This window comes from Pseudomonas sp. C2.3V (assembly GCF_058536325.1).
In genome coordinates, this window is record NZ_JBZUBN010000001.1 from 2,598,172 (window position 1) to 2,622,520 (window position 24,349).

Below are 24,349 nucleotides of genomic sequence, written 5' to 3' on the forward strand. Positions count from 1 at the left end.
CAAGAGGAAGAAAACACATGGGATTTCTCGCCGGTAAGCGCGTCCTGATCGTAGGCGTCGCCAGCAAATTATCCATTGCCTCCGGTATCGCTGCTGCGATGCACCGTGAAGGTGCCGAACTGGCCTTTACCTATCAGAACGACAAGCTCAAGTCCCGCGTTGAAGAGTTCGCGGCTGGCTGGGGCTCCAATGCCGATTTGTGCTTCCCTTGCGATGTTGCCAACGACGAAGAAATCGAAGCGGTGTTTACAGAGCTCTCCAAGAAATGGGACGGCCTGGACATCATCGTTCACTCCGTTGGCTTTGCACCCGGCGATCAGCTGGACGGCGACTTTACTGAAGTGACAACCCGTGAAGGCTTCCGTATCGCTCACGACATCAGCGCCTACAGCTTTGTTGCGCTGGCCAAGGCGGGACGCGAAATGATGAAGGGCCGCAACGGCAGCTTGTTGACCCTGTCCTATCTGGGTGCCGAGCGCACCATGCCCAACTACAATGTCATGGGCATGGCCAAGGCCAGCCTTGAGGCAGGTGTCCGCTATCTGGCAGGCAGCCTTGGCCCGGAAGGCACTCGCGTCAATGCCATCTCGGCTGGCCCCATTCGCACCCTGGCAGCATCGGGTATCAAGAGCTTCCGCAAGATGCTTGCGGCTAACGAACGCCAAACCCCTCTGCGTCGCAATGTGACCATCGAAGAGGTCGGCAACGCCGGTGCCTTCCTGTGCTCGGACCTAGCATCAGGCATCAGCGGCGAAATTCTTTATGTCGATGGCGGCTTCAACACTACCGCCATGGGTCAGATAGAAGAGTGATGTAAACATAAAAAAGGCCCCTAAGGGGCCTTTTTTATGGCGTATCGCTCCGTATCTGGGCATGGCTGAGAAGAGTAAAAATAAACGTTCCGCCTACAATATTACCCGCCAAGGTAGGCCCAACGAAGACAAGCCCGAACTCTGTCCATGAAAGCTCGCCGGAAAACACCAGATAAGCCACCTCAGCCGACCCCACGATAATATGGGTGAAGTCACCCAAAGCCATCAGGTAGGTGATCGCAATGATTATCCAAATCTTGGCATGCTCTGCTGACGATATCATCCAGACCATGGTTGCGATCATCCATCCAGAAATGATTCCCTTTGAAAACATTTCTGGTACGCCATTTTCCATTACTTTCCGGCCTATCTCCAGAAAGGCCGCATCGACTCTGGGTTCGAACAGGGGAAGGTAAAGCACGACATAGGAAATGAGCGATGTGCCGATCAAGTTACCTATAAGCACGATGCCCCATAACCGCAGCAATTGCCTGAACATATGTAATGACGGCTGCGTCATTACAGGAAGCACCGCCGTAATGGTGTTTTCGGTAAAGAGTTGCTGTCGAGCCAGAATTACGGCCAGAAAACCCACCGAATAACCAAAGCTCGAAATAAGCTTGCTTGTCTCTCCCTCAGGGAGATGAGAATTCAAAAGTCCCATCGCTATCAGCGAAAGGCCCATGGTTAGTCCTGCGCCCAGAGCAGACCAGAAAAGCGCACTGCTACTTCTCTCAAGCTCCTGTTCGCCTTGCTTTCTGATCGTTTCATGGAGAACCGCCGCGCGAGGCGGCTGGTTCTCACTGACATCCTGCTCCTCCTCAGCGGTAAGACCAGGCGTTTTTCCCTTATCGACCGAATCCATAGAGCTTCCTCGCTCAGCGGGTACTTTCTTCCCAGATAAGACTGCCATCCTCAGCGACTTCAACTACCCGGCTAAGCGCTGCGTCAGCAGCTTCTTCAGCCTCGGATGCCAAGTCGAAATGCCGCTCAGTGGCTACTCGATGAAAATGAGGCTGACTTCCTTCCTCTCGGGCCTTAACGCCAATCACGGCTTCAAAGCCGTCTTGCGCAGGTACGGCGGATGAAATCGCTTCGAAATGTTCGAAATGCTTGATTGCCATAAATACAGTCCTCTCCACGTTAACGTTGGCGTCCACAAGCCAACCGGATACTTAGTAGACTGATAAGGCTATAAAACGATCTGCCCGTGGCATAAAAGAATAAGTATCTGTTAGTACAACACAACAGATCGCCATACCATGGCAAGGCATCGACTGTTGTCGGCAGAAAGTTGGATCAACTAAAAGCGGCGTTAAGCCAGGAGCCGCTGGATGTAGTCCTGCAGCTTGTCCAAAGCAAAAGGCTTGGCCAATACTGGAGCTGTGCCAATCAGCGGACTGCCTGTATCCATAATTTCAGCCGGATAGCCACTGATAAACATTACTTTGAGGTCAGGACGTAGCTTAAGTGCCGGCTCGGCAATCATTACGCCCGACACGCCATCAGGCAATCTGTAGTCAGTGATCAGAAGATCGAGGTCAGGCTTTGTAGCCAGAATAAGAAAGGCTTCGGTCGATGAAGGCGCCTGAAGCACCTTGTAACCAAGCTCAGTAAGGTAATCAACGAGTATTAACAAGACCTGAGGTTCATCCTCTACGATTAATACTACTTTATCTGTAGAACTCATGAACCGTCTCACTCGATTAAACACGCAGCTTTGACCACGAAACAGGCTCAAGTTCCCCGTATTGGAAACTTGAGCTTTTAAATCTATATACCTTACTTATCGCTTTTATCGCCCTGCTCTTCTTTTGGTGAAGGCGTGACGTCACCCCCCACGTCAGCGCCGGCGCCTTTACCGGTGGATGATCCGTCAGGCGTCCCCATGCCGGCAGAGTTAGGGCTTGTCTTATCGTCAGCCAATGCCATGCCAGTCACAGACATCAGTCCCGTCAACGCCAATACAGCTAGTGCTTTGGTTTTCATAGCGGCCCCCATCTTAGATTAGTGGTCTTCTTTTCACTTCGAAGCATTGCCTCGTCAAAGATAGACCTGATCACTCGACGGGTGTTCAAGACCAATCTCTATCGACCGACACTTTCATTACCAAAACTCATGGGCAATAAATAAAAAGCCCCGCGTGAGCGAGGCTTTTGAGCAAAGACGATTTTTTGCGTTTAAGCGCGCAAGTGACCAAACCACTCAATGGCCGAACGCCAAATGCAGATTCCAATGAAGTATCCAGACATGGCAAACCAGATTGCCAACAAAGTTGGACTATGGTCAGGATGATTAAGAATCAGCAACATACTGCACAGCAGCCAGACGAACGTTACTGCAATATTGATAGGCATGAACTTGCGCACTCGGAAAGGGTGCAAGAATTTCATGCGCGTCAAAGTCAGCATCGCCAGCACAATAACGCCCAATAGCGTCAGCCATGGTGCTGGCGACAGGATATACAAATAAAGCGCCACCACATTCCAGGCTGCTGGAAAGCCTACAAAGTAGTTATCGCTGCTCTTCATGTTCACGTTACAGAAACAGAACAAGGAAGACACCAGAATCACTGAAACGGTAAAGAGCGCGGTGTAGCTTGGTAAAGGTATGTACTTGTAAATGAACAGCGCTGGAATGAAGACATACGTAAGGTAGTCAATCGCCAGATCAAGTACTGAACCGTCGAAATGGGGCAGAACAGATTTGGTATTGAGCTTGCGCGCCAGGGTTCCGTCCAGACCATCTACAATCAGGGCAGCACCGAGCCACAACAGGCATTCTTTGGGCTGATTATCAAACAGGGCAAGTGTTGCAAGCAACGCCAGGACAACACCCGTGGCGGTGACGCCATGGGCGCCCCAGGCTTTGAGCTTGTCTGAGGGCATGGTCAATATCACAGCGAATCTCTTCGTGGCATGAAATAAGGCTTATACAGTCGGCGCAAAGAAAAACAAACCGGCCATATGGTTAATAAATCAGATCTAGAATACAGGAGTTTGGAAAGGATACCGATACGAACATTCATGATGCTACCGACAAGACAAAGCGTACCCCTATAGAGTTCGCTGGAATATGAGGTATTTCGTCTTTTTGGCGTCTTCCAAATTAAAAAGCACGCGTAGCCAAGGATACGATACCGATCTTCGATTAGACGGGGGCTTTCCTGATAAGCTAGCGCTCAAGCTCGCCGAAGTTACTGACCTCTATTTCCGATGTCGTATTGGAATAGGCTGTAACGTAGTAACTGGAACACCCCATGACCGCCTCGAACACTCACCCAGCCTTGAACAAGCCTTCTACACTGTCACGCCGCTTCTCCGTTGCGCCAATGATGGACTGGACGGACAAACATTGCCGCTTTTTCATGCGCCTGCTTTCGAAGCGAACACTGCTTTACACCGAGATGGTAACAACAGGCGCCTTGCTTCGAGGCGATCCGGCACGCTTTTTAGCGTACGACCAAAGTGAGCATCCTATCGCGCTGCAGCTAGGCGGCAGTACTCCGCATGAGCTGGCAGCCTGTGCCCGCCTAGCCGAAGCAGCAGGTTACGATGAGGTCAACCTGAACGTTGGCTGCCCAAGCGATAGGGTACAGAATAACATGATTGGCGCCTGCCTGATGGCTCACCCTCAACTGGTGGCTGATTGCGTAAAGGCAATGCGCGACGCGGTAAGTATTCCCGTTACGGTAAAACACCGTATTGGGATCAATGGCCGAGACAGCTATGATCAGCTGCAGGAGTTCATTACCACCGTCAACGAAGCGGGCTGCAATAGTTTTACCGTACACGCACGCATTGCCATTCTGGAAGGATTGTCTCCCAAGCAGAATCGTGAAGTCCCGCCGCTGCGTTATGACGTAGCCGCACAACTGATGAATGATTTTCCAGATCTTGAATTCATTCTGAATGGCGGCATTAAGACCTTGGAAGAAGCACAGACTCACTTGAAGACTTTCAATGGCGTCATGCTTGGCCGTGAGGCTTATCACAACCCGTATCTTCTGGCGTCTGTGGATCAATTAGTGTTCGGTGATGACCGTGCCATTACGACTCGGCACCAGGTGTTACAGTCGCTTCGTCCTTATATAGACAAGCATCTGGCGTCAGGCGGCGCCATGCATCACATAACCCGGCACATTCTGGGCCTTTCGCAGGGAATTAAGGGAGGGCGCCGCTTCAGGCAGCTACTCTCAGTAGATGTGCATAAAAGCTCGGAACCGCTACGTATATTTGACCAAGCCACTGAACTCTTGGAAGGTCATTGAATCTGGTCAAACACTCTAATCACTACGTGAGGATCGATAGCAAGCATGAACAAGCTAGAGCAACTCAAGCAATACACTACAGTAGTAGCCGATACAGGTGATCTGGACGCTATCACACGTCTGAAGCCTGTCGATGCTACGACCAACCCTTCCCTTCTGCTGAAAGCGGCAGCATTGCCCCGCTACGCTCAACTGCTAGGCGACGCTCTCAACGATACGGGTGACGATATCGGCCTGGCTTGCGACAAGTTTGCGGTTGCTGTTGGCAAGGAAATTCTTAATGTCATTCCGGGTCGCATTTCGACTGAAGTCGATGCCAGGCTTTCGTTTGATACAAATGCAACCCTGAGCCGTGCAGAGCGCTTGATCAACCTGTACGAGAAAGCCGGAATCAGCAAAGACCGAGTACTCATCAAAATTGCCTCCACATGGGAAGGCATTCGCGCTGCTGAAAAGCTCGAAAAAGATGGTATTCAAACTAATCTGACTTTACTCTTTTCCTTTGCCCAGGCGGCAGCTTGCGCTGATGCTGGCGTTTTCCTGATCTCTCCATTCGTTGGTCGTATCTACGACTGGTACAAGAAAGCCGAAGGCCGTGACTTTACTGGAAAGGAAGACCCAGGCGTACAGTCAGTTTCCCGTATTTATCAGTACTACAAAGCCAACAAGTTCGAAACCGTGGTGATGGGTGCAAGCTTCCGTAACCTCAACCAAATCGAACAACTGGCAGGATGTGATCGCTTGACGATCAGCCCAGAGCTACTGCAGAGCCTGTCTGAAGATGAAGGCACGCTTGAGCGTAACCTGGTAGCAGGCGGCACAGCCGAGCCGTTGCATTCCCTTAACGAAAGTGCTTTCCGCTGGTCTTTGAATGAAGACGCCATGGCCACCGAGAAACTGGCGGAAGGCATCCGCCAATTCGCTCGTGATCAGGAAAAACTGGAAGGCCTGATTAGCGCCAAGAAGTAATGCCTGCCCTGGTCAATGCTTTTCTAAAGCATTGACCAGATCCTTGAATGCTTCACGATTGGATTCATTCAAACTCATCAGTATACGATGAGCCTCTAGCACCTTATCCCTGACGACTTCTTCAGACTCATCCTGCGGGGGAAGGTCATGCAGACAGTCCGAACATGGCACGGGCTGATTCACGATATTGAATACCTGATCAAAACCCATCGAATCCAACAATCGTGTGATATCTGGATTGGTGGTGACCAATGTTGGCAATAGGCCAATCTTTTGACGTGAAAGAATAGAGAGCTTTGCCAATAAGCCTAGCGTCGTACTATCGATACTTTTAGTGTCGATCAGATCGATTACGATTGATGAGAAATTCAGCGCAGAAAAGATCTGTTCAATAGTGGCATCCAGCGCCGAGCATAATGTCAAGCGCACCTCGCCGATGAATTTGAGCACAAAGGTGCCATTCATTTCAGCGAACTGGATTTTACCGGTACTCATGCAAGGTTCCTGCTTAACACCAGCATGGCGATATCATCCGGCATCTCGCCCAAGTTGGCCAGTCCAAGCTGTTTCGAAATCCCACCTAGCGTCCCATTGGCCAGGCGGACCTGTTCAGGTAAAGAAGCCTCTTTCGCTTTCAAGTTCTCTCCAGGCAATAAATCAAAAATCCCATCGGAAAACAGCGCAAGGCTGAAACTGGCGGGTAACTCCAAAGTATGGTCTGAATAGCTGGCCTCTTCAAAAAGGCCAACCGGAAACCCCTTCCCCTGCAAAAAGCGTGTCTCTTCTGCAGTGTGCAACACAGGAAGCGGCAAGTGCCCACCAATACTGTAAGTAAGTACACCACTGTCTTCATCGATCACGCCACCCAACATGGTAACGTGTTTGCCCAGCTTACAGTTCAGCAAGCCACGATTGATATGCCCCAGCACATCGGAAGGCCTGAACTCAGGCAGAGTGCCATTACGACGAGATTCATACAACAGCCGCGTCGTCATAAACTTGAGCAACACCGTTACAAACGCTGACGACGCTCCATGTCCGGAAACATCTGCCAGATAAAAAGCGATACGGTGCTCATCAACGCGAAAATAATCGACAAAATCACCAGAGAGATACAAAGATGGAATGATCTGGTGAGCGAAATTTAAACCATTGGTTTCCCAGGGTGTTACCGGCAGCATATTCATTTGCACTTGCCGGCCGGCATTCTGGTCCTCCTGTAAAAGACTCAGGCTCGCCTGAAGCTCTCGATTGGCATTTTCCAGTTTGATGCGATAACGATCATTTTCAAGGCGAAGCCTTGCACGGTCGAGCGCCCGAATAACCGAATGTTCTAGAACAGCCAGATCCTCAAGAGGCTTGATGAGATAGTCGGCCGCGCCCAATCTCAGCGCCTCGACAACATCACTCATTACCCCTGCGCCCGAGAGGACTATGACAGGCGTATCGAGCGACATTTCCGAAATGCGCCGTAACAAGGAAAGCCCATCCAGCTGAGGCATTCTAAGGTCGCAGATAATGAGATCCGGCTGCTCACGCTCGAAGACTTGCAAACCCTGCATGCCGTTCGAAGCCTGTAAGACCGTAAAGCCGCTATCTTCGAGATAGTCCGCCAGACTCAGGCGTACAACCTCATCATCATCGATAATCAAAAGTGTGGCGCTGGGATTAGGCATAAACTATCCAGGCATGCGTATCCCTATGAGGTGGTCTTTTGGATCAGGCCAGGGTGCACGCAATAGGTACTATTTTTAATACGGCGCAGACACTACTCCCATCAGCCGAGCCGTTCAAGCGCCCCTTCTATCCAAACGGCTGAGGCTAGCTTTACAAGGCCTTGAGGCTAAGGCTATATGGTTTCGTTTACTTGCGAAGTACCTTTATTGAGAGACTTGTTCCAATGAGCTTAAGCGATCGTTCGTACAGCGAAAAGCGCGACTTTATTAGAATGCAGATTGATTCCAAGGCTATTCTTCGGACAAATGGCGAAGAAATAGACGCAATTTGCCGTGATTTGTCGAGCACAGGGCTTCAGATCGAAGCTAAGAGTCACGTCAAGGAAGGAGACAAAGTGATCGTAGTGATCCCCTCTGAACACCCGGAGCTACAAGGGCTAGAAGCCGAAGCCGAAGTGATTCGCGTCACATCTTTGGAACAAGGCAGTCAACTGCTAGGACTCAGCATCCTTTCCATGAATTAGATCACAGATCAGCATCACGTCAAGCAGAGACCTGCTGCCTGACGTGATGAGTCCTCTTAAAAGTCGTCTACCACGTTACCGTCTTTAATCTTGTATTCGCGACTTTGTAAGTAAGCGTTACGGATAAAGATGTACTTGTCGCCTGTAATCATTTTCTCGGCATCAAGCAGGTTAGCGCGTGTATCTACTACACTCAGCGCAAATGCCGAATTCCTCGCCGCCACATCACCCATATAGGGGTATGGCGAGGCATAGGAATCAGGAATTCGGCCTAGTCCATCACGTACTGTGCCGGGACCCAGGAAAGGCAAGACGACATACGGGCCGCTACCAACGCCCCAATGACCTAATGTCTGACCGAAGTCTTCGTCATTTCTCGTCAGTCCCGCATGAGTCGCCACATCAAATATACCCAATACACCCAGCGTGGTGTTCATGAGCAAACGTGCGGTATCTACACCAGCGGCATACGGTTTTGCCTGCAAAACGTCATTAGCTAAATTGCCAACCTCACCAATGTTACGAAAAACATTACTGACTCCCGTTTGCACGACGTCAGGTGTGATCTTGTTATAACCCTGCGCGATAGGCTTCAGCGCATAGGTATCAAGCGTGTCATTAAAACGGAAAATACCTCGGTTGACCCCTTCCCATGGATCATCTTCCGAGGCAGCCAACACAGCGGTACTCGCGACAGTCAACATTGCGCCAAAGGCAATGCCGCCAATACGGGTACTCCATGCTCCTTTGTTAAACGGCATCATATTCTCCTGATGAGTTTGTCCAGTCTTACTGGCAGAGTGGCAAAATTATAACCGCGATGTCTTTGCAATTGGTTACGGATGAAACAACTTGCCTTATTGACCTTTGATCACTCAATTAGGTCTACAGGTGGGTACGCTTCAAAAGGAGAAAACGTATGCCCGCCTCTCGCCTGCAACAGGAGCTGATCGAACTACAGCACCAGCTCAAGACAAGCCCTCCTGAAAGCGAGGAAGATCGCGCCTCGCTAGAACTGTTAATCAGGGATATAGAACTGCAGCTTGCTCACGAAGACTCGACCAAGCCGGATTCCAATCTCGTCGATGGCGTAAATCTGGCAGTCGAGCGGTTTGAAGTCAGCCACCCCAGAGTAGCGAACACCCTCCGCTCGATCATGCAGAGCCTTGCGAGCATGGGTATCTGACATCACTGACGGGCCAAGCGCCCTGCTACCGGCAGATGTGCGGCATGAGTGCTTCGATAAGGATTGATATCAAGCCCTCCCCGCCGCACATACCGCGCATAAACAGTAAGCGATTCCGGCTCCAGCACGCTACGCAGATCAAGAAACATGCGCTCGACGCACTGCTCATGAAAATCTGCATGGCGCCTGAAGGAGATGATGTAAGCGAGCAATGACGCCCGTTCAAGCACTGCTCTGCCCTCATACTCAATCACGACGCTTCCCCAGTCCGGCTGCCCCGTAACCGGGCAATTGGAGCGAAGCAGATGACTATAAAGCGACTCCTTCACAAGCTGACCAGGTAAGGCTTTTAATAAATCTGGTCTAGGCACATCGTAGTGCTGTACCTCAATATCCAGCTCATCAATACAGCTTCCGGGGGGCGTAACAAACCCTTCCCTGGCTACTAAGCCTATTGGCTTTACCAAAACCCCAACGTGGTCTCCTGCTGCCTGAGACAAATCCCTTGTCAAAACCTCAGTGAGCGCCTCAGGACCTTCGAATGTTGTCTGATTGAGTGAGTTCAGATACAGCTTGAATGATTTGGATTCGATGATATTTGGCGAGTTGGCCGGTATGGAGAACTCGGCAATAGCAGCGACAGGCTTACCTTTTGAGTTCAGCCAGGACAACTCATAACACGTCCATATATCCATACCGCAGTAAGGTAACGTTTCTCTTGTAAGCCCCAATTCGGTCCATTTAGGGCTACGCGGTATGGGATACAGCAACGAAGGCGTATAGATATCCACGTACTCGCTCGTTTTACCGAGCGGAGAATGATCGACAGTTTGCATAGAATTTCTCAAGAATCCGAGGCGCGCTATGTCAGATGTACTCTCGCCATAGCGTCCTCAATATATCAATGACGCATGCCGCGCCCGCTCGTCAGCAGACGAATGCAGCATATATAGAGAACAACGGCAGCAATCAGCATAAGACCAATCGCGACACCAATTTGGATGTCTGAAACGCCCAATATCCCATAGCGGAATGCATTGACCATATGCAGGATGGGATTAGCCATCGACATGCCCTGCCAGAACGGCGGTAGCAGATCGATCGAATAGAACACCCCACCAAGATAAGTCAATGGCGTCAGGATGAACGTGGGCACTATAGAGATATCGTCAAAGTTACGGGCATAGACCGCGTTTATGAAACCACCCAAGGAAAAAATGGCAGCAGTCAGGATGATCACAAGCAACGTGATTCCTAAATGATGCACCTGCACATGGGTAAAAAATAAAGAAAGAACCGTAACGATAGCCGCTACTGCCAGCCCTCTCAGGATACCGCCACACGCATAACCAATAAGAATGACATGAGGTGATACAGGCGAGACCAGCAACTCTTCAACAGAGCGTTGAAATTTACTACTGAAAAAGCTTGATACGACATTGCTATAGGAATTAGTAATAACGGACATCATGATCAAGCCCGGCACAATGTATTCCATATAGGAGAACCCGCCCATGCCTCCTATTCGGCTACCGATCAGATTGCCAAAGATAACGAAGTAAAGAGCCATAGTGATCGCAGGAGGCAACAAGGTCTGCGGCCAAATACGCGTAAAGCGTCGCACCTCCCGATGGACAATCGTTTGCAAGGCAATAAGGTTGGCTTTTATTTCAGTTTTCATCTTGCCACCTTTGCCAAGTTCTTTTCTACCAACGACACGAACAGCTCCTCAAGCCTGTTAGCCTTGTTGCGCATACTGATGACGTCTATGCCTTGAGCATTCAACTGAGTGAACAGACCATTGATTCCAACACTCTTGTCGACTTGCACTTCAAGCGAGTGACTGGTGATAAGCCTGACCGGATAATCTTGAAGAGAGGGCGCAACTGATAGCGCCTGCTTTACATCAAGAACGAATGTCTCGACATGTAGTTTCTGAAGAAGCTCACGCATGCTGGTATTTTCCACAATGGTGCCATGGTCAATAATGGCAATGTTGCGGCACAGCTGTTCTGCTTCCTCCAGATAGTGCGTCGTCAGAATGATGCTGACACCCTGCTGATTGAGAGTGGTCAAAAAGCTCCACATCGAACGGCGCAATTCAATATCCACACCAGCAGTAGGCTCGTCCAGTATGAGCAACCTTGGCTTGTGAATGAGCGCCCTGGCGATCATCAAACGCCGTTTCATCCCCCCAGACAACATACGGGACGGGGTATCTCGTTTGTCCCAGAGCCCTAGCTGAGTCAGGTATTCCTCGGCACGCTCCTTGGCCTGCCTGGCAGGTATTCCGTAATAGCCTGCCTGCGTAACCAGAATGTCGAATGCCTTTTCAAACTGATTGAAGTTGAACTCTTGGGGCACAACCCCAAGACAGCGCTTGAGTCCTGCCGGATCACGATCCAGATCGTGTCCGAAGACCGAAACCTGACCACTGCTTTTATTCACCAGCGTGGACAGAATACCTATCGTGGTAGATTTTCCTGCACCATTAGGTCCGAGAAGCGCAAAAAAATCGCCTTCGTTGACATCAAGGTCCAACCCCTTGAGCGCCTGGAAACCATTTCCGTAGGTTTTAGTGAGTTGCCGTATGGACAGAGCTTCGTTCATCTCGCTCACAAATTTCAGAAAATTAGAGGGGCTAAATGAGGGTGCAATACCCGATTTACAACCTTTGACGAATGTAAGCCCGCATCATTCCAAATCGGGTGAGAAAAGACAGTCTGGCCATCCGCCTTTATACTGCTCCACTGTATATGAATGGGACATACACATGGCCACTGACTATTTGGAACACAACATGGCGCTTTTGGCGCACCTGCGGACCATATTGGCCGCATTGGGTGAGGCAGAGCAGATTCCTGAGGATAACCACGGGCTATTCTTGGACCGCTTCGACGAGCTTTTGACTGAGCTGCCCAAACATCCGGAAGAAAACCATTATCTAGGGCAGGACCTGATCAGCCAGATTTTCCATCGCTATCCCCAGGTTGCCCATCTAGTACCCAGGGACCTGCTGTGGTTCTTTGGGGGAGATTGTCTTCACTTCATGCCTGACGAGGAAATCGCCCGCTACCAGGCACTGGATGAGCGCCGCTTCGAAGCAGAGGCTGCTGGAGAACCCTTTGACTGGAATCAAGAGAAGCAATTGATGCTGCTTCCAGACAACGGACAAACTCATTAGATAAAGCGATGAGGGTCACAAAGGCCCTCATCAAAAACAAGATGCACAAACAAAAACACCGCCAAGAAGGCGGTGTTTTTAATTTGGAGCGGGAAACGAGACTCGAACTCGCGACCCCGACCTTGGCAAGGTCGTGCTCTACCAACTGAGCTATTCCCGCATATGGCGTCCCCTAGGGGACTCGAACCCCTGTTACCGCCGTGAAAGGGCGGTGTCCTAGGCCACTAGACGAAGGGGACAAACCCTTGAAACATGCAAAGCATATTTCTATTAACACAAGCACCGCGCATGCCATGCTTTAAAACTTGGAGCGGGAAACGAGACTCGAACTCGCGACCCCGACCTTGGCAAGGTCGTGCTCTACCAACTGAGCTATTCCCGCATATGGCGTCCCCTAGGGGACTCGAACCCCTGTTACCGCCGTGAAAGGGCGGTGTCCTAGGCCACTAGACGAAGGGGACGCAGCCTTGGAGCTTTAACAGTTCCTACCTCTTTCGCTTCGCTTTCAGCTTTGCGTCTGAAGTGGCGCGCATTCTAGAGAGACATTCGAGACCCGTCAACACCTATTTAAATTTTTTTAAATCAATGACTTTGCCATTAAAGAAGATGGTCGCGCTGCCAATATAGTAGTACTTGTTTTATTGACTCGCAGGCCAGCAGGAGGCCTTGATGTCTGTATCTATAATTGCCATTTTGGTTGTGACGGGAGCTGTGCTGTTGATTTTCATCAGCTTTCTCAACCAGAAGCTTGAAGCGCATCAGCTTGAAAAGACACGCTTGAAAGCGGAGCTGGTTAACCGCATCCGACGCTATGAGCAGCTGTCCGACACGTTACCGGGGCAATGGATGACCCCTGCCCTCAAGCTTTTACTATCAAGGCTTGAACTGACACTTCTTCAGCGCATGCCTAATAAGGAGAAGACTCCCGTATTGGCGGCACGCATGAATCATCTGGAAGCTGAGCTGGCCAAGGGTGATCAAATCGAGATCACAAACGCAGCCCAGGTTATCGCGAATGAAGCCAAGGCAAAGCAGGTTCGTGCGCAGCTTGAAAATTTACACGCACAAATCACCTACGCCATCCAGAATGGACTGATTGAGGCTAAAGAGGCTGGTTATTGGGACGAGGAAATAAGAGCGCTAATGACGCTACTTCACTTCGAATTCTTTGATCACCTGGGCCGTCAGTTTATTGATCAGGGACAACTGGCTCCTGCCAGACAGGCATTTGAGAAAGCTGCTCAATATATCCGTAAACAGCCTCACTCAGACAAGTTCAATGAACATCTTCAGTACCTTGATGAACAAGTCAGCGTCATCAAGGGAGAAATTGGTGCTGGGCAACCGGTCCGCGAACCTACGCAACTATTAAAAGGGCTAGAGGAGATGGAGAAGGAAGATGCCCCTATGAAGTCACTCTACGACTAATAGCAATAAAAGCGCAGCCCCAAGGGGCTGCGCTTTTATTATCAGCAATCACTTGCGGCTAGCAGTATTGCGGCCAATCGCTCGATACCTTTCTGATCATCCAGACTGAATCTACCTAGCTTGGGGCTATCAAGATCCAGCACACCAATCAGACGCTCATTCTTTATCAATGGGATAACAAGTTCACTGTTTGACGCACTGTCACAAGCAATGTGCCCCGCGAATACATGTACATCCTCAACACGCTGCGTCTCGCGCGCTTGCGCCGCCGTACCACAGACACCACGCCCAAAGGGTATGCGAACGCAGGCAACCTTGCCCTGGAACGGACCAAGCACAAGCTCATTGTCTTTGCACAGATAAAAGCCCGCCCAGTTTAGGTCAGGCAACTCATGGAAAAGAAAGGCAGAACACTGCGAGGCGTTGGCGATGAAATCGTTTTCGCCAGAAAGAAGCGCTTCTAATTGTGCCGCTAGTAGCTCATAGCCACCCAGATCGTTTCCCACTTCACTCAAATCACGCATTTGCGACATCCAAAAGCTGTTTACCAACCCAATGACGGGCGAATTGATAGGCACAGCGGCCATTTCGATTACCTCGGCCAAGCGCCCAGCGAATAGCTTCCTTTTCAGTTTCCTCACTCCACTGCCACACAAGCTGCGCGCGGGTAGCCAATACCTCGACCCAGTGCTTGGTTACCTGAAGAAACTGATCCTGGGTAAAAGGATAAAAGGAAAGCCATAACCCAAATCGATCCGAGAGCGCGATCTTGTCTTCTACCGCCTCACTAGGGTGTAGCTCGCCATCCGCACTTCGCTCCCAGTCAGCGTTATCGCTTTGTCGCTCAGACACCAAATGCCGGCGATTCGAAGTTGCATAAAGCAGAACGTTATCAGGCGCCTGCTCAAGCGAACCATCCAGTACGCTTTTCAGCACTCGATAGTCATCGTTGCTGGCATCAAACGACAAATCATCACAAAACAACACAAACCGCTGAGGCTGTTTACTGATTTGCGCAACCACACGTGGCAGATCTGTCAGATGATCACGCTCAATCTCTATTAGCCGCAATCCGCGCTGTGCATACTCAGCGAGCAATGCTCTGACCAGGGATGACTTGCCTGTACCGCGAGCGCCCCATAACAGAGCATGATTGGCGGGCATGCCGTCTACAAACTGCTGCGTATTCTGCCCAAGCAGGACCTGCTGTCTATCAACGCCCTGTAAATCAGATAATCGCAGATCCAGATTGACTTCAATAGGCTGCAGATAGCCTCCCTGCCCTTCAAGACGCCAGCGAGCCGCAACGGTTTGAGACCAATCAATCGGCTCGCGCAGTGCTGGCAATAAAGGCTCCAAACGGGCCAGCACGCCTTCCGCACGTGCCAGAAATGTATCGAGTCTAGATTCCACGTACTTATCCTTACACAAAAACGGCGACCCACCTTTATATATAGCGAGAGCCGCAAGATTCAGCATGACATTCGAGTCACAGCGAAAGAAACTGCTCTACCTGTCCCTTTAGCGACGCAGGCTTCTCTAGCGGCGCGAAGCGTTTGATCTTTTCACCATCGCCACTAACCAGAAACTTTGTGAAATTCCACTTTATACGCTGCGTACCTAGCACCCCCGGTGCCTTCGCCTTTAGTACCTCGAATAAAGGATGGGCATCGGCACCGTTGACCTCTATCTTTTGAGATACGTTAAAGGAGGCACCAAAGCGGGCCTTGCAAAACTGTTCGATCTCACCATTGTCAGCAGGCTCCTGATGACCGAACTGATCACATGGAAAGGCCACAATTACTAGCCCTTGAGCCTTGTAAGCCTGCCACAACGTCTCAAGCCCCTCGTATTGAGGCGTGAATCCACAGCGACTGGCAGTGTTGACCAACAGATAGGCTCGCGCAGAAAGATCAGCCAGGCAGCACGCTTTCCCATTCATCAATGTAAACGGAATCTGCAAAAGGCTTTTGCCTTCCGCAGCCTGAGCGTCTGTTTTATTCATCACGCGGGACAAGATCCAGCGCAACGGAGTTTATGCAGTAACGCAAACCCGTCGGTCGTGGACCATCCGGGAACACATGCCCCAGGTGCGCATCGCAACGCGAACAAAGCACCTCTATACGATGCATCCCATGACTAAAATCCTCTTCCTCTCGCAAAGCATCATTCGAGATGGACTGATAAAAGCTGGGCCAGCCACAGCCTGAACTGTATTTGGTCTCCGAGTCGAAAAGCGCTTGCCCACAACAGACACACTGGTACACCCCAGGCGTCTTGGTATCACAGTACTTACCTGTATACGGCGCTTCCGTCGCCTTTAGCCTGCACACCCGAAACTGGTCATTATCCAGCTGGTCACGCCAAACATCTTCGGATTTGATGACTTTATCCATAGGATGAACACCTCCGCCATGGAAAAGGCCCCATCTGTCTCTTTTGAAAACGCAGGGGCAGTCGTATGATCTGCTTCCAGTCTGTCACTCGTTGAGGGCGCTGCCAAGCCGATAGGCACGCCTACCTACAGTCAGACATCGACCATGCACCTTTCGCAGGTCGCTCTTCGCTATTACCAACCGGGATCCGTTACACATGCAGGTCAGTAAATCGAACAAGCTAGCCAACGTCTGCTATGACATTCGTGGGCCAGTGTTAAAGCATGCCAAGCGTCTGGAGGAGGAAGGCCACCGCATCCTCAAACTCAACATTGGCAACCCCGCACCGTTCGGTTTCGAAGCACCTGAAGAAATCCTTCAGGATGTGATCCGCAACCTGCCTACCGCACAAGGTTACAGCGATTCCAAGGGCCTGTTCAGCGCGCGCAAGGCAGTCATGCAGTACTACCAGCAAAAGCAGGTAGAGGGCGTTGGCATTGAAGACATCTATTTGGGTAACGGTGTATCCGAGCTGATCGTCATGGCCATGCAGGCCCTGCTCAACAACGGTAATGAGGTTTTGATCCCGGCGCCAGATTATCCCCTCTGGACTGCAGCTGTCAGCCTGGCGGGCGGCAAACCTGTCCACTACCTATGCGATGAGCAGTCGGACTGGTTTCCGGACCTTTCAGACATGGCCAGCAAAATCACCTCCAATACCAAGGCCCTGGTGCTGATCAACCCGAACAATCCTACGGGTGCCGTGTACTCCAAAGAGGTGCTGGAAGATATCGTGGAGCTGGCGCGCCAGCATAACCTTGTCATTTTTTCGGACGAGATCTATGACAAGATCCTGTACGACGAAGCAGTGCATATTTCAACGGCTTCGCTTGCGCCCGATGTCCTGTGCCTGACGTTTAACGGCCTGTCGAAATCCTACCGCGTGGCAGGCTTCCGTTCGGGCTGGGTTGCCATTTCCGGTCCTAAACATAAAGCTCAGAGCTATATCGAAGGGCTTGATATCCTTGCCAACATGCGCCTATGTGCAAACGTGCCCAGCCAGCATGCTATTCAGACCGCCCTGGGCGGTTACCAGAGCATCAATGACCTGGTACTGCCCAGCGGACGCTTACTGGAACAGCGCAACCGTGCCTGGGCGCTATTGAACGACATCCCTGGCGTAAGCTGCGTAAAGCCTATGGGGGCGCTATATGCCTTCCCCAGGATCGATCCAAAGGTTTGCCCAATCCACAATGATGAAAAGTTTGTTCTGGATCTTCTGCTTTCGGAAAAACTGCTTATCGTTCAAGGCACCGCCTTCAACTGGCCTTGGCCTGACCACTTCCGTGTAGTGACCCTGCCACGCGTGGATGACCTTGAACAGGCTATTGGCCGAATTGGCAATTTCCTCAAACATTACCGGCAGTAGTCCCATGGACCTCCATATCGAAGACTTCTACAAGGATGCAGCGAAAGGCCTGCTGGCGCTTTATCAAAGCTTTCCACGCAAGGCGACGCTCTATGTCGAAGATCTGATTGGACGAGAGGAGCCCGACCAGTTCGGGCTTCCCAGTGTTAGACATCAGAGCTGTTTTAGCGCGCTGCTCTGGCTCGCTGAAGAGGACTATCTGCGCTACACCACTAACCTTGGTTATGATGCACTTGACCAGGCCATCCTGACCGAAAAAGCGTTTCTACGTCTTTCAGCGAGTCACGCCCATTTACTCAAGGAAGCAGAAGCGCTTCCGCCTAGCGTGAGACGCCAACGTTCTACCCTAGCCCAGCATCTCCGGGACGCTCTGGCAGAAAGCGATAGCGAACGAGTGGTGCTGTTGACGCGTCTTTTACTCAGGCCTGCCAACAAAACGACATAGTTTGAAATAGTCGATTGATTGAAACCCTAACAACCGGACCTTATATACGCCGCTAGGAAATAGTCTTCCGGTTGTTAGGAGAAGCTTTACACCATGATGCGAATTCTGCTGTTCCTTGGCACCAACTTGGCCGTACTGCTGATCGCCAGCATTACGCTTAAAGTGCTGGGAGTAGATCGTTTTACAGGCCAGAACTACGGAAGTCTTCTGATTTTCTGTGCCGTCTTCGGTTTTGCCGGCTCGCTATTCTCGCTATTCATTTCCAAGTGGATGGCCAAGATGAGTACCGGAACCGAAATTATCAGTCAGCCCCGGACTCGTCACGAGCAATGGCTACTGCAAACTGTTGAGGATCTGTCTCGCGAGGCGGGCATCCGGATGCCTGAGGTCGGCATCTTTCCTGCCTATGAAGCGAATGCCTTTGCAACGGGCTGGAACAAGAATGATGCACTGGTTGCGGTAAGCCAGGGTTTGCTTGAGCGCTTCTCACCTGAAGAAGTGCGCGCCGTCCTGGCGCACGAGATTGGTCACGTAGCCAACGGCGACATGGTGACACTGAGCCTGATCCAAGGCGTCGTGAACACCTTCGTCATGTTCTTTGCTCGCATATTCGGCAATTTCATCGACAAGGCCGTCTTCAAGACAGAGGAAGGTCATGGGCCCGCCTATTACATTACCAGTATCGTCGCTGAACTGGTTCTGGGCATCCTGGCGACTATCATCGTCATGTGGTTCTCGCGCTTTCGCGAATTCCGTGCCGACGAAGCAGGCGCACGCCTGGCAGGTACAAATGCAATGGTTTCTGCACTGCAGCGCTTGCGTGCGGAACAGAACATTCAAGGACAAATGCCAGACACCCTGACCGCTTTTGGTATCAAGAGCAGCAAGGGCCATGGCTTTGCTGGTCTATTCATGAGCCACCCTCCTTTGGAGGAGCGTATAGAGGCGCTACTGCGCCAACAACGCTAAATCAAATAAAAAGCCCCGACCTGCTCGGGGCTTTTTATTACGCAGCAGTTAAAAGACTTTATTCGTTTAAAAACTAATTTATTAAAACCAATAAATTAGCCAAGTCCCAAGCAGGAACTATGCTCTTTTAAAGAGCCAATTGTTCAGAAAATAAACATTTGAAAGGTAATCACTTCACTTATAAAGATTTGTGTAGTTATTCAAACAAACCCAGCAATGCGAAAGACCTCCCTAGCTGATATACTCCGTGACGATTTTTGGGCCCTAGAAGCCCGAGATCAATCCGGGACGGGTCCGGTCGGACCTGCCTCAGTGTGTGCAGGCTTGAAACCCGGCGCGTCGTTAACGGCAAACCTTTCTGGCCTGCTCAAGTGCCCGGAATTGTTCTCAAATCTCGCGTTTTCATCTGCGTCTACCGGTGCCTTGTCGGTGAACTAGCTGGTTCGGTGCCATTCAAATAGGCGCAATCGCTATGATACAGAGAGGTTAACGTAACAAATGTCTACAACGTCGAAGATCATCTATACGCTTACAGACGAAGCACCTGCCCTTGCCACCTATTCCCTGCTTCCTATCGTCAAAGCGTTTACCGAATCATCAGGCATTGCTGTTGAAACCCGCGACATCTCTCTAGCTGGCCGCATCATCGCTACTTTTCCTGAATATCTAAGCGAAGACCAAAAGATTTCTGACCACTTGGCTGAACTGGGCCAACTGGCTACTACTCCCGAAGCCAACATCATCAAGCTGCCTAACATCAGCGCCTCGGTTCCTCAGCTGAAAGCAGCTATCAAGGAACTTCAGGATCAAGGCTACACACTACCGAACTACCCGGACGAGCCAAAAGACGACACGGAAAAAGACGTCAAATCTCGCTACGACAAGATCAAAGGCAGCGCTGTTAACCCGGTTCTCCGCGAGGGTAACTCTGACCGCCGCGCACCTCTTTCCGTCAAGAACTACGCCAAAAAGCATCCCCATAAAATGGGCGCCTGGAGCGCAGACTCCAAGACCAAGGTCGCGCACATGAATGAGGGCGACTTCTACGGCAGCGAAAAGTCTGCGCTGATCGAAGCATCAGGCACGGTCAAGATCGAGCTGACCACTAACGATGGCAGCACGCAGGTACTGAAGGAAAAAACATCCGTAACAGCTGGCGAGCTGATCGATGCATCAGTCATGAGCAAGAAGGCTCTGGCCAGCTTTATCGAAGCCGCCATTGCTGACGCAAAGAACAGCGACGTTCTGTTGTCCCTGCACCTCAAGGCAACCATGATGAAGGTCTCTGACCCCATCATGTTTGGTCACGTAGTTTCGGTGTTTTATGCTGATGCGCTCAAAAAGCACGCTGACACGTTGAATCAGCTGGGTGTTGATTTAAACAATGGTATTGGTGATCTGTACGCCAAGATCAAAACCTTGCCGGAAGACAAGCAGGCAGAAATCGAAGCGGATATCAAAGCCGTTTACGAGCAGCGCCCCCAGTTGGCCATGGTGAACTCTGACAAGGGTATTACCAACCTGCACGTTCCAAGCGATGTGATTGTCGATGCCTCCATGCCCGCCATGATTCGTGAATCAGGCAAGATGTGGGGCGCCGATGGCAAGCTGTACGATACCCTGGCCATGATCCCTGATCGCTGCTATGCCGGTGTCTATCAAGCGGTTATCGAAGACTGCAAGCAAAACGGCGCTTTCGATCCGGCTACCATGGGTAGCGTACCTAACGTAGGTCTGATGGCTCAGAAGGCCGAGGAATACGGCTCCCACGACAAGACGTTCAAGATCCCCGCCGACGGCGTGGTTCGTGTTACTGACACCAACGGCAATGTTCTTCTTGAGCATACTGTCGAGGCAGGTGATATCTGGCGCATGTGCCAGACCAAGGATGCTCCGGTCCGCGACTGGGTAAAACTGGCAGTTAACCGCGCACGTGCCAGCAACACCCCGGCAGTGTTCTGGCTGGATCCTGCACGCGCCCATGATGCCCAATTGATCAAAAAGGTACAGACCTACCTGAAAGATCACGACACCGCTGGCCTGGACATCCAGATCCTCTCTCCGGTTGAGGCAACTCGCCTGTCCCTTGAGCGCATCCGTGCAGGCAAGGACACGATTTCCGTTACCGGTAACGTGTTGCGTGACTACCTGACCGACCTGTTCCCCATCATGGAGCTTGGTACCAGTGCCAAGATGCTGTCCATCGTTCCGCTCATGAACGGTGGCGGTCTGTTCGAGACTGGCGCGGGCGGCTCTGCACCCAAGCACGTTCAGCAGTTCGTACAGGAAAACCATCTCCGTTGGGACTCTCTAGGTGAGTTCCTGGCGCTCTCCGAATCGCTGGATCACTACGGCCATGCGACCAATAATGCCAAGGCCCGCCTGTTCGCTAAGACACTGGACCAAGCCAACGGTAAGTTCCTGGACAGCAACAAGTCACCTTCACGCAAGGTAGGCGAACTGGACAACCGTGGCAGCCACTTCTACCTAGCCCTTTACTGGGCTCAGGCACTGGCTGAGCAAACCGAGGATGGCGAACTGCAGGCGAAGTTTTCCAAGCTGGCCAAGCAGCTTGCCGACAATGAAGCCAAGATCGTTGCCGAATTGAACGAAGTACAGGGCAAGCCTGTGGATATTGGTGGCTATTACCACCCGAACGCAGAACTTGCCAGCAAGGCAATGCGCCCAAGCGCGACCCTTAACGAAGCCCTGGCCACGCTGTCCTAATATGACATGCTAGTGCTTACAGAACCCCGGCCCAGTGCCGGGGTTCTGCTTTCAGCCTTTACCTCTATGCTTCACTGAAAACAGGGCCTCTTATGAAATGGGAACCCCATATCACCGTCGCAACCGTTATTGAAGATCAGGGACGTTTTCTGTTTACCGAAGAACTGATTGATGGCCAACCACGCCTCAATCAGCCGGCCGGGCACCTTGAGGCCAATGAAAGCCTGCTCGACGCCGCCCGTAGAGAAACCCTCGAAGAAACCGGTTGGGAAGTTGAGCTTACAGGTGTCACAGGCATTTACTTGTATACCGCTCCTAGCAATGGTGTGACCTACCAGCGCGTCTGCTTTTCAGCGCGTCCGCTTCGCCACCTACCCGAGCACCCACTCGACGTGGGCATTATCGGCCCTAAATGGATGACCCGGGAGGAACTGGTTGCAAATGAGGCCTCCTGGCGCAGTGAATTGGTCCTGCGCTGCGTTGATGATTATCTCAGCACTGGCTCCTTCCCCCTGGAAGTGATCCGTCTCTAGGTCGCCGTGCCCTGCCTTACCCTGTTAAACTGTGCTTTTTCCTGAATACTTCTGCATATGCATACGCCCTCTTCAACACGCGTCATTGTCGGCATGTCAGGCGGAGTGGACTCCTCTGTTTCAGCGCTGCTCCTGAAGGAACAGGGATACCAGGTCGAAGGCCTCTTCATGAAAAACTGGGAAGAGGATGACGGCACTGAATACTGTACAGCCAAAGAAGACCTAGCTGACGCCCAGGCAGTGTGCGACCGGCTTGGTATCAAGCTGCACACGGCCAACTTCGCAGCCGAATATTGGGATAACGTCTTCGAACACTTCCTGGAAGAGTACAAGGCAGGCCGAACGCCCAATCCAGACATCCTGTGTAACCGGGAAATCAAGTTCAAGGCATTTCTTGACTACGCCTTGATGCTGGGGGGCGATCTTATCGCCACGGGTCATTATGTTCGCCGTCGGGACGAAAACGACCAGACCCAGCTACTAAAAGGCCTGGATCCCAACAAGGACCAGAGCTATTTCCTCCACGCGGTGGGTGGCGAACAGCTGGCCAAGACATTGTTCCCGGTAGGCGAACTGGAAAAGCCCGAAGTTCGCTCGATTGCCGAAAAATACGGACTGGCCACAGCACGAAAAAAAGACTCTACCGGTATCTGCTTTATCGGCGAGCGCCGCTTTGCCGATTTTCTCAAGCAGTACCTGCCCGCTCAGCCCGGCAATATCGAAACCACCGAAGGCAAGATCATCGGCAAACATCATGGGCTGATGTATCACACCATTGGCCAGCGGCAGGGGCTGGGCATCGGTGGCATGAAGGATTCCGGAGATGACCCGTGGTACGTCCTGAGCAAAGACCTGAAGCGTAACGTTCTGATCGTTGGTCAGGGTAACGAACACCCCTGGCTGTATTCTCAAGCGTTGACCGTCAACACTATTTACTGGGTCAACCCGGTCGATTTGACGTCCCCTCTCAAGCTGAAAGCCAAAGTACGGTATCGCCAGCAGGACCAGGCCTGCCGCCTTGAAAGAACAGCCACCGGTTATCGTGCTGTCTTTGAAGTGCCACAAAGGGCTGTCACCCCAGGTCAATCTGTTGTTTTCTATGATGGAGAGATTTGCCTGGGTGGTGGTGTTATCGAAGACGCTGAGCCTGCATATAGGGAGAGCCCTGCAGCATGACGTCGATACATGAGCAACTGGTAGCACTGGGTGCTGTCTTCGAGGCCGCGTTTCTGGTCGATCGCCTGGCCAAGACGGGACAGATCAGCGAGGCGCCACTGGCCTGCATGTTGGGCAGCCTGCTGGCTACAAACCCACAAACCACACTTGAGGTCTATGGCGGAGACAGTATCGACCTGCGCGATGGCATGAGGGCGTTGTCCAGCGCCCTGGAGCGCAACCCCTCAAGCCTGCAGCGAGAGCCTCTTAAATACGCCTTGTCGATGATTGCTCTGGAACGACGGCTAGACCGGCGCGAAGACATGCTGGAACTGATTGGCAAGCGCCTTGATCAGGTGCAGCAGCAGGTTCAACACTTTGGTTTGACGCATGAAAACGTCATTGCCAGCTTTGGCAGCATTTATGAAGACACACTGAGTACATTTCGCCAGCGTATTCAGGTGCATGGCGAGATGCGTTACCTACAGATACCGGCCAACGCCGCCAAGGTGAGAGCATTGCTATTGGCCGGCATTCGTTCTGCCCGTCTCTGGCGACAACTGGGCGGACACCGCTGGCAGATGGTCTTTAGTCGACGCAAGATGCTTGATGAGCTCTATCCTCTCCTGAACAGCTGATCAGCCATCTCGCTCGCGCTCAGCCAAAC

29 protein-coding genes and 4 tRNA genes are annotated in these 24,349 nt (G+C 51.5%); 14 read left to right on the forward strand and 19 right to left on the reverse strand.

The features are described from left to right. Positions 1–17 precede the first annotated feature (17 nt). Positions 18–812, forward strand: coding sequence for an enoyl-ACP reductase FabI (gene fabI, locus AC4LF3_RS12300; protein WP_074823955.1), 795 nt, complete (start codon positions 18–20; stop codon positions 810–812). Positions 813–846: 34 nt separating this feature from the next. Here the strand turns inward: fabI and AC4LF3_RS12305 are convergent, their stop codons facing one another. From AC4LF3_RS12305 to pcsA, 5 genes are all read right to left on the reverse strand, one after another. Further along, positions 847–1,677: a formate/nitrite transporter family protein gene (locus AC4LF3_RS12305; protein WP_074823952.1), complete on the reverse strand. Its 831-nt coding sequence runs from the start codon at positions 1,675–1,677 to the stop codon at positions 847–849. A gap of 13 nt (positions 1,678–1,690) precedes the next feature. Further along, on the reverse strand, positions 1,691–1,936 hold the full coding sequence (locus AC4LF3_RS12310; protein ID WP_010794871.1) for a hypothetical protein: 246 nt from the start codon (positions 1,934–1,936) through the stop codon (positions 1,691–1,693). Positions 1,937–2,127: 191 nt separating this feature from the next. After that, positions 2,128–2,502 (reverse strand): response regulator, encoded by a 375-nt coding sequence (locus tag AC4LF3_RS12315; RefSeq protein WP_010794872.1) that lies wholly within the window; start codon positions 2,500–2,502, stop codon positions 2,128–2,130. A gap of 92 nt (positions 2,503–2,594) precedes the next feature. Beyond that, entirely contained in the window at positions 2,595–2,801 is a 207-nt protein-coding gene (locus AC4LF3_RS12320; protein WP_010794873.1) for a hypothetical protein, read from the reverse strand. Positions 2,802–2,992: 191 nt separating this feature from the next. Beyond that, complete coding sequence (gene pcsA / locus AC4LF3_RS12325; RefSeq protein WP_010794874.1) at positions 2,993–3,700, reverse strand: phosphatidylcholine synthase; 708 nt, start codon at positions 3,698–3,700, stop codon at positions 2,993–2,995. A 371-nt stretch (positions 3,701–4,071) separates the two neighbouring features. Here pcsA and dusA point away from each other — a divergent pair, with 371 nt between their 5' ends. Beyond that, on the forward strand, positions 4,072–5,082 hold the full coding sequence (dusA, locus tag AC4LF3_RS12330; RefSeq protein WP_074823949.1) for a tRNA dihydrouridine(20/20a) synthase DusA: 1,011 nt from the start codon (positions 4,072–4,074) through the stop codon (positions 5,080–5,082). 45 nt (positions 5,083–5,127) lie between these two features. Next, a complete protein-coding gene (gene tal, locus AC4LF3_RS12335; RefSeq protein ID WP_491835399.1) occupies positions 5,128–6,051 on the forward strand; it encodes a transaldolase in 924 nt (307 codons plus the stop codon). Between the two features lie 12 nt (positions 6,052–6,063). On the opposite strand, the gene rssC is transcribed toward tal, so the two are convergent. Both rssC and rssB read right to left on the reverse strand, forming a co-directional pair. Then, entirely contained in the window at positions 6,064–6,546 is a 483-nt protein-coding gene (gene rssC / locus AC4LF3_RS12340; protein WP_074823947.1) for an anti-sigma factor antagonist RssC, read from the reverse strand. Beyond that, a complete protein-coding gene (rssB, locus tag AC4LF3_RS12345; RefSeq protein ID WP_010794878.1) occupies positions 6,543–7,727 on the reverse strand; it encodes a two-component system response regulator RssB in 1,185 nt (394 codons plus the stop codon). The genes rssC and rssB overlap by 4 nt, the downstream gene beginning before the upstream one ends. A gap of 224 nt (positions 7,728–7,951) precedes the next feature. Here rssB and AC4LF3_RS12350 point away from each other — a divergent pair, with 224 nt between their 5' ends. After that, complete coding sequence (locus AC4LF3_RS12350; RefSeq protein WP_074823944.1) at positions 7,952–8,251, forward strand: PilZ domain-containing protein; 300 nt, start codon at positions 7,952–7,954, stop codon at positions 8,249–8,251. A 56-nt stretch (positions 8,252–8,307) separates the two neighbouring features. Here AC4LF3_RS12350 and AC4LF3_RS12355 read toward each other — a convergent pair whose 3' ends face one another. After that, positions 8,308–8,955: an MlaA family lipoprotein gene (locus AC4LF3_RS12355; RefSeq protein WP_491836287.1), complete on the reverse strand. Its 648-nt coding sequence runs from the start codon at positions 8,953–8,955 to the stop codon at positions 8,308–8,310. Between the two features lie 215 nt (positions 8,956–9,170). Between AC4LF3_RS12355 and AC4LF3_RS12360 the strand changes: the two genes are divergently transcribed. Continuing rightward, the gene (locus AC4LF3_RS12360; RefSeq protein WP_010794881.1) at positions 9,171–9,437 is read left to right on the forward strand and encodes a DUF4404 family protein; all 267 of its coding nucleotides are present in this window, start codon (positions 9,171–9,173) and stop codon (positions 9,435–9,437) included. 2 nt (positions 9,438–9,439) lie between these two features. Here AC4LF3_RS12360 and queF read toward each other — a convergent pair whose 3' ends face one another. From queF to AC4LF3_RS12375, 3 genes are all read right to left on the reverse strand, one after another. Then, positions 9,440–10,273, reverse strand: a complete 834-nt coding sequence (gene queF / locus AC4LF3_RS12365; protein ID WP_491835400.1) for an NADPH-dependent 7-cyano-7-deazaguanine reductase QueF — start codon at positions 10,271–10,273, stop codon at positions 9,440–9,442. Between the two features lie 65 nt (positions 10,274–10,338). After that, entirely contained in the window at positions 10,339–11,118 is a 780-nt protein-coding gene (locus AC4LF3_RS12370) for an ABC transporter permease (protein WP_122042220.1), read from the reverse strand. Beyond that, the gene (locus tag AC4LF3_RS12375; RefSeq protein ID WP_122042219.1) at positions 11,115–12,047 is read right to left on the reverse strand and encodes an ABC transporter ATP-binding protein; all 933 of its coding nucleotides are present in this window, start codon (positions 12,045–12,047) and stop codon (positions 11,115–11,117) included. Before AC4LF3_RS12375 ends, AC4LF3_RS12370 begins: the two co-directional genes overlap by 4 nt. Before the next feature lie 163 nt (positions 12,048–12,210). Between AC4LF3_RS12375 and AC4LF3_RS12380 the strand changes: the two genes are divergently transcribed. Next, the gene (locus AC4LF3_RS12380; protein ID WP_312601728.1) at positions 12,211–12,621 is read left to right on the forward strand and encodes a PA2817 family protein; all 411 of its coding nucleotides are present in this window, start codon (positions 12,211–12,213) and stop codon (positions 12,619–12,621) included. 84 nt (positions 12,622–12,705) lie between these two features. Here the strand turns inward: AC4LF3_RS12380 and AC4LF3_RS12385 are convergent. From AC4LF3_RS12385 to AC4LF3_RS12400, 4 genes are all read right to left on the reverse strand, one after another. Beyond that, positions 12,706–12,781, reverse strand: a tRNA-Gly gene (locus tag AC4LF3_RS12385). Positions 12,782–12,784: 3 nt separating this feature from the next. Then, a tRNA-Glu gene (locus tag AC4LF3_RS12390) sits at positions 12,785–12,860 on the reverse strand. Between the two features lie 67 nt (positions 12,861–12,927). Beyond that, positions 12,928–13,003: transfer RNA gene (locus tag AC4LF3_RS12395), tRNA-Gly, on the reverse strand. A gap of 3 nt (positions 13,004–13,006) precedes the next feature. Then, positions 13,007–13,082: transfer RNA gene (locus tag AC4LF3_RS12400), tRNA-Glu, on the reverse strand. 208 nt (positions 13,083–13,290) lie between these two features. Here AC4LF3_RS12400 and AC4LF3_RS12405 point away from each other — a divergent pair. Further along, complete coding sequence (locus AC4LF3_RS12405; RefSeq protein WP_010794886.1) at positions 13,291–14,049, forward strand: hypothetical protein; 759 nt, start codon at positions 13,291–13,293, stop codon at positions 14,047–14,049. 41 nt (positions 14,050–14,090) lie between these two features. Here the strand turns inward: AC4LF3_RS12405 and AC4LF3_RS12410 are convergent, their stop codons facing one another. The 4 genes from AC4LF3_RS12410 to msrB all read right to left on the reverse strand — a co-directional run bounded on the left by AC4LF3_RS12410 (position 14,091) and on the right by msrB (position 16,445). After that, complete coding sequence (locus tag AC4LF3_RS12410; RefSeq protein WP_491835401.1) at positions 14,091–14,573, reverse strand: GAF domain-containing protein; 483 nt, start codon at positions 14,571–14,573, stop codon at positions 14,091–14,093. After that, positions 14,566–15,462 carry an ATP-binding protein gene (locus AC4LF3_RS12415; protein WP_491835402.1) on the reverse strand — a complete coding sequence of 299 codons (897 nt, stop codon included), beginning with the start codon at positions 15,460–15,462 and terminating at the stop codon, positions 14,566–14,568. Before AC4LF3_RS12415 ends, AC4LF3_RS12410 begins: the two co-directional genes overlap by 8 nt. A 76-nt stretch (positions 15,463–15,538) precedes the next feature. Then, positions 15,539–16,054: a glutathione peroxidase gene (locus AC4LF3_RS12420; protein WP_491836288.1), complete on the reverse strand. Its 516-nt coding sequence runs from the start codon at positions 16,052–16,054 to the stop codon at positions 15,539–15,541. Then, entirely contained in the window at positions 16,047–16,445 is a 399-nt protein-coding gene (msrB, locus tag AC4LF3_RS12425; RefSeq protein ID WP_491835403.1) for a peptide-methionine (R)-S-oxide reductase MsrB, read from the reverse strand. The genes AC4LF3_RS12420 and msrB overlap by 8 nt, the downstream gene beginning before the upstream one ends. A 196-nt stretch (positions 16,446–16,641) precedes the next feature. Here msrB and AC4LF3_RS12430 point away from each other — a divergent pair, with 196 nt between their 5' ends. From AC4LF3_RS12430 to hflD, 7 genes are all read left to right on the forward strand, one after another. Then, the gene (locus AC4LF3_RS12430; RefSeq protein WP_491835404.1) at positions 16,642–17,853 is read left to right on the forward strand and encodes a pyridoxal phosphate-dependent aminotransferase; all 1,212 of its coding nucleotides are present in this window, start codon (positions 16,642–16,644) and stop codon (positions 17,851–17,853) included. 4 nt (positions 17,854–17,857) lie between these two features. Further along, complete coding sequence (locus AC4LF3_RS12435) at positions 17,858–18,298, forward strand: hypothetical protein (RefSeq protein WP_010794892.1); 441 nt, start codon at positions 17,858–17,860, stop codon at positions 18,296–18,298. Positions 18,299–18,391: 93 nt separating this feature from the next. After that, positions 18,392–19,267 (forward strand): protease HtpX, encoded by an 876-nt coding sequence (gene htpX / locus AC4LF3_RS12440; protein ID WP_010794893.1) that lies wholly within the window; start codon positions 18,392–18,394, stop codon positions 19,265–19,267. A gap of 498 nt (positions 19,268–19,765) precedes the next feature. After that, complete coding sequence (locus AC4LF3_RS12445) at positions 19,766–21,994, forward strand: NADP-dependent isocitrate dehydrogenase (protein ID WP_074823932.1); 2,229 nt, start codon at positions 19,766–19,768, stop codon at positions 21,992–21,994. 92 nt (positions 21,995–22,086) lie between these two features. After that, the gene (locus AC4LF3_RS12450; protein ID WP_491835405.1) at positions 22,087–22,527 is read left to right on the forward strand and encodes an NUDIX hydrolase; all 441 of its coding nucleotides are present in this window, start codon (positions 22,087–22,089) and stop codon (positions 22,525–22,527) included. Positions 22,528–22,584: 57 nt separating this feature from the next. Further along, the gene (gene mnmA / locus AC4LF3_RS12455) at positions 22,585–23,703 is read left to right on the forward strand and encodes a tRNA 2-thiouridine(34) synthase MnmA (RefSeq protein WP_010794896.1); all 1,119 of its coding nucleotides are present in this window, start codon (positions 22,585–22,587) and stop codon (positions 23,701–23,703) included. Beyond that, positions 23,700–24,320 carry a high frequency lysogenization protein HflD gene (gene hflD / locus AC4LF3_RS12460; RefSeq protein WP_010794897.1) on the forward strand — a complete coding sequence of 207 codons (621 nt, stop codon included), beginning with the start codon at positions 23,700–23,702 and terminating at the stop codon, positions 24,318–24,320. Before mnmA ends, hflD begins: the two co-directional genes overlap by 4 nt. Positions 24,321–24,349 lie beyond the last annotated feature (29 nt).

Bases quoted from the DNA above. Each gene is read 5' to 3' on its own strand.
- fabI (WP_074823955.1), top strand. From the start codon at position 18: ATGGGATTTCTCGCCGGTAAGCGCGTCCTGATCGTAGGCGTCGCCAGC.
- AC4LF3_RS12305 (WP_074823952.1), bottom strand. From the start codon at position 1,677: ATGGATTCGGTCGATAAGGGAAAAACGCCTGGTCTTACCGCTGAGGAG.
- AC4LF3_RS12310 (WP_010794871.1), bottom strand. From the start codon at position 1,936: ATGGCAATCAAGCATTTCGAACATTTCGAAGCGATTTCATCCGCCGTA.
- AC4LF3_RS12315 (WP_010794872.1), bottom strand. From the start codon at position 2,502: ATGAGTTCTACAGATAAAGTAGTATTAATCGTAGAGGATGAACCTCAG.
- AC4LF3_RS12320 (WP_010794873.1), bottom strand. From the start codon at position 2,801: ATGAAAACCAAAGCACTAGCTGTATTGGCGTTGACGGGACTGATGTCT.
- pcsA (WP_010794874.1), bottom strand. From the start codon at position 3,700: ATGCCCTCAGACAAGCTCAAAGCCTGGGGCGCCCATGGCGTCACCGCC.
- dusA (WP_074823949.1), top strand. From the start codon at position 4,072: ATGACCGCCTCGAACACTCACCCAGCCTTGAACAAGCCTTCTACACTG.
- tal (WP_491835399.1), top strand. From the start codon at position 5,128: ATGAACAAGCTAGAGCAACTCAAGCAATACACTACAGTAGTAGCCGAT.
- rssC (WP_074823947.1), bottom strand. From the start codon at position 6,546: ATGAGTACCGGTAAAATCCAGTTCGCTGAAATGAATGGCACCTTTGTG.
- rssB (WP_010794878.1), bottom strand. From the start codon at position 7,727: ATGCCTAATCCCAGCGCCACACTTTTGATTATCGATGATGATGAGGTT.
- AC4LF3_RS12350 (WP_074823944.1), top strand. From the start codon at position 7,952: ATGAGCTTAAGCGATCGTTCGTACAGCGAAAAGCGCGACTTTATTAGA.
- AC4LF3_RS12355 (WP_491836287.1), bottom strand. From the start codon at position 8,955: ATGTTGACTGTCGCGAGTACCGCTGTGTTGGCTGCCTCGGAAGATGAT.
- AC4LF3_RS12360 (WP_010794881.1), top strand. From the start codon at position 9,171: ATGCCCGCCTCTCGCCTGCAACAGGAGCTGATCGAACTACAGCACCAG.
- queF (WP_491835400.1), bottom strand. From the start codon at position 10,273: ATGCAAACTGTCGATCATTCTCCGCTCGGTAAAACGAGCGAGTACGTG.
- AC4LF3_RS12370 (WP_122042220.1), bottom strand. From the start codon at position 11,118: ATGAAAACTGAAATAAAAGCCAACCTTATTGCCTTGCAAACGATTGTC.
- AC4LF3_RS12375 (WP_122042219.1), bottom strand. From the start codon at position 12,047: ATGAACGAAGCTCTGTCCATACGGCAACTCACTAAAACCTACGGAAAT.
- AC4LF3_RS12380 (WP_312601728.1), top strand. From the start codon at position 12,211: ATGGCCACTGACTATTTGGAACACAACATGGCGCTTTTGGCGCACCTG.
- AC4LF3_RS12405 (WP_010794886.1), top strand. From the start codon at position 13,291: ATGTCTGTATCTATAATTGCCATTTTGGTTGTGACGGGAGCTGTGCTG.
- AC4LF3_RS12410 (WP_491835401.1), bottom strand. From the start codon at position 14,573: ATGCGTGATTTGAGTGAAGTGGGAAACGATCTGGGTGGCTATGAGCTA.
- AC4LF3_RS12420 (WP_491836288.1), bottom strand. From the start codon at position 16,054: ATGAATAAAACAGACGCTCAGGCTGCGGAAGGCAAAAGCCTTTTGCAG.
- msrB (WP_491835403.1), bottom strand. From the start codon at position 16,445: ATGGATAAAGTCATCAAATCCGAAGATGTTTGGCGTGACCAGCTGGAT.
- AC4LF3_RS12430 (WP_491835404.1), top strand. From the start codon at position 16,642: ATGCAGGTCAGTAAATCGAACAAGCTAGCCAACGTCTGCTATGACATT.
- AC4LF3_RS12435 (WP_010794892.1), top strand. From the start codon at position 17,858: ATGGACCTCCATATCGAAGACTTCTACAAGGATGCAGCGAAAGGCCTG.
- htpX (WP_010794893.1), top strand. From the start codon at position 18,392: ATGATGCGAATTCTGCTGTTCCTTGGCACCAACTTGGCCGTACTGCTG.
- AC4LF3_RS12445 (WP_074823932.1), top strand. From the start codon at position 19,766: ATGTCTACAACGTCGAAGATCATCTATACGCTTACAGACGAAGCACCT.
- AC4LF3_RS12450 (WP_491835405.1), top strand. From the start codon at position 22,087: ATGAAATGGGAACCCCATATCACCGTCGCAACCGTTATTGAAGATCAG.
- mnmA (WP_010794896.1), top strand. From the start codon at position 22,585: ATGCATACGCCCTCTTCAACACGCGTCATTGTCGGCATGTCAGGCGGA.
- hflD (WP_010794897.1), top strand. From the start codon at position 23,700: ATGACGTCGATACATGAGCAACTGGTAGCACTGGGTGCTGTCTTCGAG.